General features: G+C 65.7%; 11 protein-coding genes and 1 tRNA gene. 9 read left to right on the top strand and 3 right to left on the bottom strand.

Annotated elements, in window-relative coordinates; translation table 11 throughout:
• The first annotated feature begins 190 nt into the window (after positions 1-190).
• The 6 genes from mreC (at position 191) to K7G81_RS06430 (ending at position 5,748) form a co-directional block, all read left to right on the top strand.
• Positions 191-1,066 carry a rod shape-determining protein MreC gene (mreC, locus tag K7G81_RS06455; RefSeq protein ID WP_223029907.1) on the top strand — a complete coding sequence of 292 codons (876 nt, stop codon included), beginning with the start codon at positions 191-193 and terminating at the stop codon, positions 1,064-1,066.
• Positions 1,063-1,575 carry a rod shape-determining protein MreD gene (locus K7G81_RS06450; protein WP_223029906.1) on the top strand — a complete coding sequence of 171 codons (513 nt, stop codon included), beginning with the start codon at positions 1,063-1,065 and terminating at the stop codon, positions 1,573-1,575. The genes mreC and K7G81_RS06450 overlap by 4 nt, the downstream gene beginning before the upstream one ends.
• Positions 1,572-3,635 carry a penicillin-binding protein 2 gene (gene mrdA, locus K7G81_RS06445; protein ID WP_223029905.1) on the top strand — a complete coding sequence of 688 codons (2,064 nt, stop codon included), beginning with the start codon at positions 1,572-1,574 and terminating at the stop codon, positions 3,633-3,635. The genes K7G81_RS06450 and mrdA overlap by 4 nt, the downstream gene beginning before the upstream one ends.
• The gene (gene rodA / locus K7G81_RS06440; RefSeq protein ID WP_223029904.1) at positions 3,632-4,744 is read left to right on the top strand and encodes a rod shape-determining protein RodA; all 1,113 of its coding nucleotides are present in this window, start codon (positions 3,632-3,634) and stop codon (positions 4,742-4,744) included. The genes mrdA and rodA overlap by 4 nt, the downstream gene beginning before the upstream one ends.
• Before the next feature lie 101 nt (positions 4,745-4,845).
• Positions 4,846-4,921: transfer RNA gene (locus tag K7G81_RS06435), tRNA-Lys, on the top strand.
• A 236-nt stretch (positions 4,922-5,157) separates the two neighbouring features.
• A complete protein-coding gene (locus tag K7G81_RS06430; RefSeq protein ID WP_223029903.1) occupies positions 5,158-5,748 on the top strand; it encodes an NADPH-dependent FMN reductase in 591 nt (196 codons plus the stop codon).
• Between the two features lie 54 nt (positions 5,749-5,802).
• On the opposite strand, the gene K7G81_RS06425 is transcribed toward K7G81_RS06430, so the two are convergent.
• Positions 5,803-6,414, bottom strand: coding sequence for a glutathione S-transferase family protein (locus K7G81_RS06425; RefSeq protein WP_223029902.1), 612 nt, complete (start codon positions 6,412-6,414; stop codon positions 5,803-5,805).
• Positions 6,415-6,496: 82 nt separating this feature from the next.
• On the opposite strand from K7G81_RS06425, the gene K7G81_RS06420 reads away from it, so the two are divergent.
• From K7G81_RS06420 to K7G81_RS06410, 3 genes are all read left to right on the top strand, one after another.
• Complete coding sequence (locus K7G81_RS06420; RefSeq protein WP_223029901.1) at positions 6,497-7,225, top strand: helix-turn-helix transcriptional regulator; 729 nt, start codon at positions 6,497-6,499, stop codon at positions 7,223-7,225.
• A gap of 95 nt (positions 7,226-7,320) precedes the next feature.
• Positions 7,321-8,718: a DUF4139 domain-containing protein gene (locus K7G81_RS06415; protein ID WP_255586673.1), complete on the top strand. Its 1,398-nt coding sequence runs from the start codon at positions 7,321-7,323 to the stop codon at positions 8,716-8,718.
• A gap of 11 nt (positions 8,719-8,729) precedes the next feature.
• Positions 8,730-10,358, top strand: a complete 1,629-nt coding sequence (locus tag K7G81_RS06410) for a DUF4139 domain-containing protein (RefSeq protein WP_223029900.1) — start codon at positions 8,730-8,732, stop codon at positions 10,356-10,358.
• 6 nt (positions 10,359-10,364) lie between these two features.
• Here the strand turns inward: K7G81_RS06410 and K7G81_RS06405 are convergent, their stop codons facing one another.
• Positions 10,365-11,780, bottom strand: coding sequence for a coniferyl aldehyde dehydrogenase (locus tag K7G81_RS06405; RefSeq protein WP_223029899.1), 1,416 nt, complete (start codon positions 11,778-11,780; stop codon positions 10,365-10,367).
• Entirely contained in the window at positions 11,777-12,256 is a 480-nt protein-coding gene (locus K7G81_RS06400; RefSeq protein WP_255586671.1) for a hypothetical protein, read from the bottom strand. The genes K7G81_RS06405 and K7G81_RS06400 overlap by 4 nt, the downstream gene beginning before the upstream one ends.
• Between the last annotated feature and the right edge of the window lie 9 nt (positions 12,257-12,265).

The following is a 12,265-nucleotide window of genomic DNA, read 5'->3' as shown; positions in this document are numbered from 1 at the left end:
CATCGCGACTGACGAGCAACGCCGCCCGGCGCCAAAATCCGCCCGCCGCAAAGCGGTTGCCCTGTCGTGCCCGCGGGCGGCGTCGCGAGCCTGGCGCGTAGCGCTGCTACGCGCTTCGACACGCTTCTTGCCAGGCGAACACGACAGGGCAATCCCGATGCCGCTACTTGACCCGAATAGGCTCTAGGGAATGGCGCCGCCAAAGAACCGGCGCCCCGGATTTTCGCGGCGGGCGCAATATGGATTGTTCTTCGGCTATGTCGTCGCAGCGGTGCTTGCTGTGGCGGCCGTCGTGCTGCTTGCCTTGTCGACGCTCAACCCGCCGGCCTTCGCCGCGCTGAGAAGCGGCGTCGCCGAGCTGACCGCGCCGGTTTCGGCGGGCGTGTCGAACGTCGCCAACGGCATTGCGTCGATCCCCGGCGCGATTGGCGACTATTTCGGCGTGAAGCACGAAAATGCGCGGCTGCGCAAACAGCTGGCCGCGCAGCACGAATTGCTGATGCGCGCTCGCTTGCTGAGCTACGACAACCATCGGCTCAAGCATTTGCTCGAGTTGCGGGATCGGTCTACCCCGGCGGTCGTGGCGGCCCGTTTGATCAGTTCCTCGGCCGGCAGCACGCGCCGGATGGCCTTGCTCAATGCCGGCTTCCGCCAGCAGGTCGCGCCCGGCATGCCGGTCAGCGGCCCGCATGGCGTGATCGGCCGCGTTCTCGAAACGGGGCCGGACACCGCCCGCGTGCTTCTGGTCACCGATCCTGAAAGCGCGGTGCCCGTTCGCCGCACGCGCGATGGGGTGCCGGCAATCGCCAACGGCCGCGGCGACGCGTTGATCGAAATCCACCCGGTCAGCCTGGTCGACAAGCCCTTCAAGGTCGGCGACGTGCTGCTGTCTTCCGGCACCGGCGGCCTCTACCCGCCCGATATTCCCGTCGCTCGCGTAGTGCGTCTCGATCGCGACGGCGCCCTGGCCATGCCGTTCGAGCAGCCCGACACGCTCGATTATGCCATCGTCCAGCGCGCCTTCTTCCCGGCACCGCCGCTGCCTGCGCCGACGCCGGCGCCATGAACGAGCCCCCCGTCGAACGCTTTACCCCGTCGGCGCCGCGCTGGCAGCGCATCGGCGTACCGATCGCTTCGGTGCTGATCGGATCGTTGGTGACGATCGTGCCGGTGATCGCGGTGAACCCGGTGCTTCCGCCGTTCGGCCTGATGGTCCTGCTCGGCTGGCGCCTGCTGCGTCCGGAGGTGTTTCCGATATGGGCCGCCGCCCCGTTCGGCCTGTTCGACGATTGCGTCAGCGGCCAGCCGATGGGGAGCGCGATGCTGCTCTGGACGGTGAGCTTCTTCGCGATCGAATTGTTCGACACCCGGCTCGTCTGGCGCGATTTCTGGCAAGACTGGCTGATCGCCGCGCTGGCGATCGCCTTTTGTCTCATCGGCGGACGCCTGATCGCCTCGCCGATCGCGGCACATGTCGATACAATGCTGCTCGTGCAGATTCTTCTCTCGGTCTTGTTGTTCCCGCTGGTCGCCCGGCTGATCGCCTGGCTCGACCGGAAGCGCGGGCGCGCATGAAGCGTCCGACGCGCATCGTTACCGAGGCGGCACAGACTTACAGCTTCTCCCGCCGCGCGGTGTTCCTGGGCGGCGCGCAAGCCACCGTCGGCGCGGTGCTGGCGGGCCGCATGGCCTGGTTGTCGATCGCCGAGAACCAGCATTACGAGCTCCTGTCGGAAAGCAACCGCGTCAACCTGACGATGATCCCGCCCCGGCGCGGCTGGATCATCGATCGTTACGGCAAGCCGATTGCCAACAATCGCACCGATTTCCGCGTCGACATCATCCCGGACCAGCTCCAGGACAAGGATCGCGTCCTCGGCCGTCTGCAAGCGATGCTGCTGCTCAGCGACGAGACGATGGAACGCATCCGCGCCGACCTCAAGCAGGCCGCCGGCTTCCAGCCGGTCGAGGTAGCCGACAAACTCGATTACGAGCAATTCGCCCGCATCTATGTTCACTGGCCCGAGCTACCCGGCGTCGCGCCGACGCAGGGCTATGCACGCAACTATCCGGCCGGCGCCGCCGTCGCGCACCTGACGGGTTATGTCGGCGCCGCCTCTGCCGAGCAATATGAGAAGACCCACAATCCACTGCTGATCACGCCCGGTTTCAAGATCGGCAAGGATGGGCTCGAAAAGACCCTGGAGTCTCGCCTCGAAGGCAAACCCGGCGCCAAGCGCGTCGAGGTCACGGCGCGCGGTAAGATCGTACGGCAGCTCGCGACACGGCCAGATACGCCGGGCCAGAACGTGCGCCTGGCGATCGATCTCGGCCTGCAGGAATATGCCGCGCGTCGGCTGGGCACCAATTCAGGCTCCGCCGTGGTGCTCGATTGCCTGACCGGCGACGTGCTGGCGATGTGCTCGATGCCGGCATACGATCCCAACGTCTTTTCCGAAGGGATCAGCCACCTCGAATGGAACATGCTGTCGGATAACGACCATGTGCCGTTGATGAACAAGGTGTTGCAAGGGCTCTATCCGCCGGGGTCGACGGTCAAGACGATGGACTCGCTGGCGCTGCTCCGCGCCGGCGTGACGCCGCAGGACACTGTCAATTGCACCGGCGTGATCCGTGTCGGCACCGGGCTGTTCCATTGCTGGAAGCGGGGCGGCCATGGCCCGATCAGCATGCGCCGGGCGGTGGCGCAGAGCTGCGATATCTATTTCTGGGAAATGGCGCGCCGCGTCGGCTACGACAATATCGCGCCGACCGCGCGCGAACTCGGCCTCGGCCAGACCTTCGACATTCCGTTCTCCAGCCAGCGCTACGGCACGGTGCCCGACAGCGAATGGAAGATGAAGAAATATCATCATCCCTGGACGGTTGCCGACACGCTGAATGCAGCGATCGGCCAGGGCTACATGCTGGTCAATCCGTTGCAGCTGGCGGTGATGGCGGCGCGGCTTGCATCGGGACGCAACATCCAGCCGCGCGTGCTGCTCGATCACCCGCATGGCGCCGCTCCGTTCCTCTCCGACGTGCAACCGGAGCATATCGCCACCGTGCGGGACGCGATGTATGCGGCAGTCAACGACGGCGGCACCGCGGCACGGGCGCGTATGCTGGTGCCCGGCGTAACGCTGGCCGCCAAGACCGGCACCGCGCAGGTCCGCCGCATCACCATGGCTGATCGCCGCGCCGGCCGGACCGGCAATGCCGGCGTGCCCTTCAAGCTGCGCGAGCATGCACTGTTCATCTGTTTCGCCCCCGCCGACAACCCGCGCTATGCGGCGAGCATCGTGCTCGAACACAATGGCCACCTGATCGCCAATCTCGACGCCCACGTGACGGGTCGCGACATCATGACCTATTTGTTCGATCGCGATCGCGCGCTGAAGTCGCTCGCCGAGATCGAGCCGACCTGGGGTGGCGACATTCGTACCCGCATGGCGCAGGAAGAAGCCGTGTACCGCGCCGCGCACCAGGTTCCCGAATTGCTCACCACCAAGACCGATGCCGGCGCCGCCACCGCATCGAGCGCGGTCGAAAACGCCGCGGCCGCAACCAATGCCGCGGTCGAGGCGGTTGGTGGTGCCGCAGCCCAAAGCGGGTCTCCGGAGGATGACCAGTGACCCGGCCTGATTTTATCCCCGCCCCGCTCGCGCAGATACCTTGGCGCGTGATCCTCACCGTGATGGCGATCGGCGGGTTCGGGCTGGTCGTGCTCTATTCGGCTGCCGGCGGCCACCTTGAACCCTGGGCGCTGTCGCAAGGTATTCGCTTCCTCGTCTTCCTCGCTGGCGCCATCATCCTGTCGCGCATCCCCGAATCTTGGTGGCGGCACGGCGCGCTGCCTGCCTATGGGATCCTCATCATCCTGCTGGTACTGGTCGAGCTGATCGGCGCCGTGCGCGGTGGTGGCCAGCGCTGGCTCGGCGTCGGCCCGTTCCAGCTGCAGCCGTCCGAGTTCATGAAGCCGGTGATCGTGCTGGCGGTGGCGATGGTCTACGATCGCATGCCACCAGCGGAGACACGACGCTTCATCGCCGTATGGCTGCCCGCCGGCATGATCCTGGTTCCTGCCGCATTGATTGCGCACCAGCCCGATCTGGGTACCGCGCTGATGGTGGTCTTCAGCGGCGTCGTCGTCATGTTCCTCGCCGGGGTGCCGCTTCGCCTTTTCGTCGGCGGTGCGCTCGCGGCGGGTATCGCTGCGCCGCTCGCCGTCAACTTCCTGCTCCACGGCTATCAGCGCGATCGCATCATGATCTTCCTCGATCCCGATCGTGATCCGCTCGGCCTCGGTTATCACATCAGCCAGTCGAAGATCGCGATCGGCTCGGGCGGCGTGCTCGGCAAGGGCTTCCTCAACGGCACGCAGAGCCATCTCGATTATCTTCCCGAAGGCCATACCGATTTCGTCTTCGCGACGATGGCCGAGGAATGGGGCCTGATCGGCGGTGTGTTCCTGATCCTTGCTTTCTTCTCGGTGATTCTCTGGGGGATTCGCGTCGCACTCGCCGCGCGGACGCGCTTCGGCCGCCTCACCGCAGCGGGAATGGCATCGACCCTGTTCTTCTATGTCGCGATCAATCTCGGCATGGTCATGGGACTGGCGCCGGTCGTCGGCATCCCGCTGCCGCTCGTCAGTTTCGGTGGTTCGGCGCAGATGACGGTGCTGATCTGCCTCGGCATCCTGATGTCGATCGACCGCCAGAACCGCATCAAGCCGCGTTTCTGAAAAAGTTGCATTTGGGGGTTTGCAATCCCCGATAGGCGATGCTAACCGGCGCCCTCCAATCGACGGACGGCCTTCGCAGCCGCCGCATTCTCGATCGGTGTGGACGCATAGCTCAGTTGGTAGAGCAGCTGACTCTTAATCAGCGGGTCCTAGGTTCGAGCCCTAGTGCGTCCACCAATCTTTGCGGCAAAAATTGATTGCCTCGCGCGCGACGGCCACAAGACCGGCCACATCGGGCCGAGCGTCAGGATCGGCATCTCGCGCGATCCCCATCGCCTCCTGCGATTTTACGTTCGCGGCAATCCGTTCGTCAGCGGGCCGAAATCGCTCAATGGCTAAGCGACACCGCGCTCGCCTCGTATCACACCCAATGATAGAGGCCAGTTCCCCTAGCTTCCCGAGCACAGGACAAGATGGCTGATCGCATTCTCGTTTTCTACGGCTCCTACCGCGCTGATCGACAGGGCATCCGCCTGGCGCATTATCTCGTCCGCAACCTTGCCGCGCGCGGCGCCGATGTCGAACTAATCGATGCCAAGGCCGTCGGCCTGCCGATGCTCGATCGCATGTACAAGGAATATCCAGTCGGCGGCGCCCCCGCCGCGCTGGAGGACCTCGCCGGCAAGATACGCGCGGCCGATGCGTTCGTCTTCGTTACCGGCGAATATAATTGGGGCATCCAGCCGGGCCTGAAGAATCTGACCGACCATTTCCTCCAGGAATGGTTCTGGCGACCCGCGGCGATCGCCAGCTATTCGGCCGGCCGCTTCTCCGGCGCGCGGGCGGGGCTGGCCTGGCATGGCACACTTTCCGAAATGGGCATGGTGGTGATTTCGAGCTCGCTCGCCGTTGGCGCGATCGGCCATGCGCTCGATGCCGAAGGACGACCGACCGGGGATGGCGGTGCTGCACTCGATCACGCCTTTCCGCGCTTCGCCGACGACCTCGCCTGGTGGACCGAAGCGGCGCGGACGCAACGAGACAGGCGCGCCCCGCCCTATTGACCCATGCCGCCCAGCGACGCGACATGTCGCCGCGTCGCTGGGCCGCATCGCCGGTTACGCCGCTTCGCGAACGCCGGCAGTCTCGTCGAGCAGGATCGCGCGTTGCATCGCCGGGCGGCCCACGCATCGGGCGACATAGGCATCGATCGCGGCGCTCTCGGGAAACGCCGAACGCGCGAAATTGAGCGCGCTGGAAACCAGCAGATCGGCCCCGGTGAACCGCTCGCCCATCAGATACGGCCCCTTCGCCAACGCGCTCTCGATCCGCGCGAGCACCGCATCGTAATTGCGCTGCTTCATTGGGCTGGCGGCAAGATCGCCGCCCATCGCGGCAAACATCGCCGGCTCCATTTCCGCGGCATACCAGGAGATCCAGGTCAGATAGTCGCCACGCCCAGCCGCGCCCGCCGCCGGGCCAAGCCCCGCCGCCGGAAACGCATCGGTCAGATAAAGCACGATCGCGACTGACTCAGCGACCAGCTCGCCGTCATGGACGATCGCCGGCACGCGCTTGTCGGGATGGCGATTAACCGGATCGGGCGCGCCGTCTCCGGTCATCGGCCGGAAGATCGAAACCTGGCGCACGTCATAGGGAACACCCAGTTCCTCGAGCAGCCAGATTATCCGGGTCGAGCGCGATTTGGGCGCGTGATAGAGCGTAATCATCGGGGTCTCCTCGTCATTGCCACGAAGATGCTCGCGGCATTCCGGGCTTGTAGCGCGCCCCTGCTGACAGCATGTTGTCAGCATGCGCCGCGCCGACCGCCTGTTTCAGATCATCCAGATCCTGCGCCGCGCCCGCGCGCCCGTCACCGCAGAAGCGATCGCGAGCGAGCTCGAGGTTTCCAGGCGGACGCTTTATCGCGACGTCGCCGATCTGATCGGCCAGCGCGTGCCGATCAGGGGCGAGGCAGGGATTGGCTATGTGCTCGGCGGTGATTTCGACATGCCGCCGCTGATGCTGACGCCGGACGAGATCGAGGCCGCGGTGCTCGGTGCGCAATGGGTCGCACGGCGTGGGGACGCGGTTCTGGCACAAGCTGCGCGCGACCTCGTCGCCAAGATCGAGGCGGCGGTGCCTGCCCGGCTGCGGCCCTTCGTCGAGGAGCCTGCAAGCGGCCTGGCCCCGCGCCGCGCAAGCGATCCAGATGGCATCGATATGGTGCGAACGCGCGCGGCGATCCACGGCGGCAGCAAGATCCGCATCGCCTATCGCGACGAACAGGGCCGCACCAGCGAGCGCGTGATCTGGCCGGTGATGATCGGCTATTTCGAAACCACGCGCATCCTTGCCGCATGGTGCGAGCTGCGCCAGGATTTCCGCCACTTCCGCGCCGACCGCATCGCATCGGCCACATTCCTGGACGAACGCTATCCCGCACGCCGCGCCGAGCTGCGCAACCGCTGGCGCCAATCGCTCGCTGAAAAGCGCCGGGCTCGGGAGGCGTCGGAAAACTGCCCGCTGCCCATCCCTTGACGCTGGGTCGGCGACCTCGCCGAATCATCCAAGTCGCTAAGAGATTGGCAATATATCGGCCAGAGACTATGCTCCCGACGAACAGGGGAGCGATCATGAAACTGGCGACATTCCTGGCCTTGGGCGTGGCCTGTTCGACCGTGCCCGCCGCCGCGCAGGACCGCAATCTGGCGGTGACGATCTATTCCAACGACATCGCGCTCATTCAGGACACGCGTTCGCTCGACATCGGCAAGGGGCGACAGACGCTGGAATTTCCGAACGTATCGGCGAAGATCGAGCCGGCGACCGTGCAACTGTCGGCGGCCGATATCGGCATCATCGAGCAGAATTTCGATTTCGACCTGCTGACACCGGGCAAGCTGATGGAAAAGGCGGTCGGCGACTCAGTCACCATCGTCCGCACCAATCCCGCGACCGGCGCCGAGACGCGCGAAAAGGCGAAGGTGCTGGCGACCAACGGCGGCGTCGTGCTGCAGATCGGCGATCATATCGAGGTGCTGCGCGACGACGGGCTGCCGACGCGCGTCATCTTCGATCACGTGCCAGACAATCTGCGCGCGCGGCCGACGCTTTCGGTAACGGTCGATTCGGGACGCGCGGGCACGCGGCCGGCCCGGCTCAGCTATCTGACGCCGGGGCTCGGCTGGCATGCCGATTATGTCGCACTCTATGACGAGGCCGCCGGCAAGATCGACGTGCAGGGTTGGGTGACGCTGACCAATACCAGCGGCACCACCTACGACAATGCCGACACCGTCCTCGTCGCGGGTTCGCCCAACCTTGGCGATGACAATGGGCGTTCGGGCTACAATCAGTATCAGCAATACCAGCGCCGCCAGACGCGCGGCACGATCATCAAGGCCGGCACCGAGAGCGGCACGCGCGAACGGCTGGGCGATTATTATCTCTATCCATTGGCCCAACGCACGACGATTGCCGACAAGCAGACCAAGCAGGTCAGCTTCCTCGACGTACACGGCATCCCCGCCGAGCACGGCTATGAATATCGCAACGGCTGGCTCGACAGCGCCCAGGAGCCGGAGAGCGCGCAAACCGTCTATCGCTTTTCCACCAGCGGGCATCAGGGGCTCGGCGATCAACTGCCGGCGGGCACGCTGCGCTTCTACATGCGCGACAAGCGCGGCGATCCGCAGTTCATCGGCGAAAGCCAGGTCGAGCACACCCCGATGGGATCAATGCTGTCGCTGTCGACCGGCGATGCGTTCGACGTCAAGGTGAAACCGATGGTGGTGAAGCGCACCGCGATCAGCCTGTTCCGCTGGCAAACGACGATGAAATACACGCTCACCAACGCGCTGCCCAAGGCCGTGACGGTCGATCTGATGCAGGACGGTTTGTGGGGTGACACGCGGATCGTCTCCGAAAGCCAGAAGAGCGACCGGACCAACGCCGATGTCGCGACCTGGCATGTGCAGGTGCCCGCCAACGGCACCGCCGAGGTCGACGCCGTGTTCGACACGCGCTTCTGACGGCACGGCGGATGCGGCGCCTGACCCTGCCGCTGCTGGTGGCGCTGGCCATGGCCGGGCCGGCGCGCGCGGATGACGTTGCCGCCTCGCCGCCGCGATCGCTGGCGGTGACGATCTATCGCGCGCCTGATCGCCGGCAGGGCAGCATCGATCTCGACCGGCTCGGCGGGTTCGCGCTGATCACCGAGACGCGCAATGTGCACTTGCCCGCGGGCGTCAGCCGGTTGCGGTTCGAAGGCGTCGCCGACGGAATCGATGCGACCACCGCGATCGTCACCGGCCTGCCTTCGAGCGTGATCGAGAAGAATCGCGATGCGAAGCTCCTCAGCCCCTCGGCGCTGATCGCGGCGTCGCTGGGGCAGCCGGTGGAACTAGTGCGCACCAATCCGGCGACCGGCGAGAAGCAGCATGTGCCGGGCACGATCCTGTCCGATGCCGATGGCGGCGTGGTGTTCAAAACCGCCGACGGCGTGGAGGCGCTGCGGTGTTCGGGGCTGCCCGAGACGTTCGACTTCGCGCTGGCGACGCCGGGGCTGACCGCCAGGCCGACGCTGTCGGTGCTGACGAAGAGCGCGCATGCGGTCGATGCAACGGTCACGCTGTCGTACATCGCGCGCGGGTTCGACTGGTCGGCCGATTATGTCGCGACGCTGGCGCCCGATGGAAAGACGATCGACCTCGGCGGCTGGGTGACGCTCGCCAATGGCAACGGCATCGGTTTTCCGGCGGCGAAGGCCAATGTGGTCGCGGGTCGGCTGAACCGGGACACGGGCGAGGTCGAGCCGTTCGATATCGGCAGCCCGGTGATTGCGCGATGCTGGCCGCACCAGACCACCAGCGACCTGCCACAGCCGGAAAGCGCCTATGATGCGCATGGGCCAGCGGGAATGCCGGTGATGATGATGAGGATGATGGCGCCGCCGCCACCGGCGCCTCCACCGCCGGCGATTGTCGTCACGGGCATGAAGGTGGTGCAGGAGCAGCTCGGCGACCTGAAGCTGTATCGCGTGCCGGAAAACACCGATGTCGCGGCGCGCGAAAGCAAGCAGGTGCGGCTGCTCGATCGCGCCGATGTGCCGGTCGAGCGGATCTATCGCGCCGATATCAATCCGATCGCGTCGGACAATTTCCATCCCGCCACAATGCTGCTGCGCACGAAGAATGACGCCGCGCATCATCTCGGCCTGCCGCTGCCGTCGGGGCGTGTCACGGTGTTCCAGGCGAGCGGCGCGCGGCCGATGTTGGTCGGCAATGCGGGCATCCGCGATACCGCTGTCAACGAGAAGGTCGAACTGGCGCTCGGCGATGCGCCCGACGTGCAGGTGCGTCAGACGCTCGAAGCGCGGCGGATCGGCGGGAGCTCGGTCGAGATGCTACCGCTGGTGCCGGGCGCGATCTGGCTGCGGCAGGTGCAGCCGAGCCGGGTCGCCCGCATCGACGTCATCAACGCTGGAGCGAAGACGGCGATCGTCGAATTGAGGATAGGCATCCCGCCGTCCGAAGCGATCGTGCGTGCCGATCACCCGCTGTCGATCGGGGACGGCAGGCCGGTGTTCCGGGTGACGCTTCGACCTCACGAGAGCACAGCAATCCGGTATCAGACCCAGCCGAGAAAGGCTGGCGCCGACGATGCGGATTGATCCGCGTCAGCCCTTCATCTGGCGCCGGACCGCCTTTATCGTTGCGGGGCCATAAGGCGGCTTGATCCCGGCGAGCTTCGCGACGTCGAGCTTCGCCTGCTTGAACACCGCCCGGGCATGGCTGAACGTGCGGAAGCCGTCCCGCCCGTGATAGGCGCCCATCCCCGACGGGCCGATCCCGCCGAATGGCAGTTCCTCCATCGAAACATGGAAGATCACGTCGTCGAGTGACACGCCGCCGGAGATCGTGCGATCGAGCACGCGGCGACGCTCCGCTTCATCGCGGCCGAAATAATAGAGGCCCAGCGGCCGCGGGCGTCGATTGACCTCCTCGATCGCGCCATCGGTCGTATCGTAGCGACGGATCGGCAGGATTGGGCCGAAAATCTCCTCCTGCATCACGGTCATGTCATCGGTCGCGTCGCGGACGATGGTCAGCGGCATCTTGCGCGCATTGGTCGAGCCAAAATCCTCGTTCGCCGGGTTCACCTGATCGATCGTCGCGCCCTTGGCACGGGCATCGTCGAGCCAGTCGTTGAGGCGCTGGAAATGCCGGTCGTTGATGATCGAGGTATAATCGGGATTGGCCAGCAGCGTCGGATACATAGCCGACGCCGCCTGCTTGAGCCCATCGACGACACGTTCCTCCGCCTCGGCGGGCACCAGCATGTAATCGGGGGCGAGGCAGATCTGGCCGGCGTTGAGCATCTTGCCCAGCGCCACCCGCTCGGTTGCCTGGTAGAGATCGGCGGAACGGCCGACGATCACCGGTGATTTGCCGCCGAGCTCCAGCGTCACCGGAGTCAAATTATCCGCCGCCGCGTGCAGAATGTGTCGCCCGATCGCCGTCGCGCCGGTGAACAGCAGATGATCGAACGGCAGTTCGGCAAATGCCTTCCCAACCTCCGGGCCGCCCGAAAAGAACGCCAGTTCCTCGGAGGGAAAATAATCGCTCACCACCTCTTCGAACAAGGCGGCGGTGCGCGGCGTGAACTCGCTGGTCTTCACCATCACCCGATTGCCCGCCGCGAAGGCGCCAGCGATCGGGCCCATCACCAGATTGACCGGGAAATTCCACGGCGCGATCACACCGACCACGCCTTTCGGCTGGTATTCGACCCATGCCTTGGCGCCGAGCAGGCCCAGCGGAAATTGCACCGAGCGCTTGTCCGGCCGGGCCCAGTGGTCGAGATGCTTGATCGCGTGATTGATCGGCGCGATCGAGCCGGCGATATCGGTCACCATCGATTGTTCGCGGCTGCGATGGCCGAAATCCTCGCTCAGGGCGTCGCAGAAGCGATCGGCATTGTCCGCGATCATTGCCGCCGCCCGCCTCAGCCGATCGGTCCGTGCCGATAGCGAGACCGGCAGCTCGGCCATGAACGCCTGCCGTTGCCGATCGAGCGTCTCGCGCATGGTCATGGCGTCACCTCCTTGGTTGCGGTGCATCCGATCAACCCGCCGACCGGCAACACGATGCCATCCTGGCCAGTCCGCTCCACCGTCAGCGTCCCCGATGGCACTGCGGCGCCCTGTGTCAAATCCGCATTCGCCCGGATGGTCAGGTCCAGCGTCGCCGTCAGGTCGCCGGCCTGATAGGTTGTCGTCTGAGCGAAACCGAATCCGCCGGCGCCTTGCTGCGCGGTCCGCGGATAATCGGTAATCTTGCCGTCGAGCGACAGGCGCAGGCGTGCCGGATCGGCGCTCGCCATCGCCACCAGAGCGTGCGTCGTGCCCTTGCTCCAGAGATACGCCGCGCAGCCGGTCGCCGGCAGCTCCTGCTTCGGCAGCTCGCCCAAGGGCACGCCGTCGATCGACGTCAGCAAAGGCCGGGGAGCCGGTTTGTCGGCCTTGCGCGCCGTGGCCGGCGCAGCCGCCACAATGATCGCGAGCAACAACGGTCTCAG

It is taken from the genome of Hephaestia mangrovi (assembly GCF_019880555.1).
In the GTDB taxonomy this organism is placed as follows: Bacteria; Pseudomonadota; Alphaproteobacteria; order Sphingomonadales; family Sphingomonadaceae; genus Sphingomonas; species Sphingomonas mangrovi.
The sequence above is the reverse complement of the archived record's forward strand: the minus strand, read 5'-3'. Positions and strand labels throughout refer to the sequence as shown.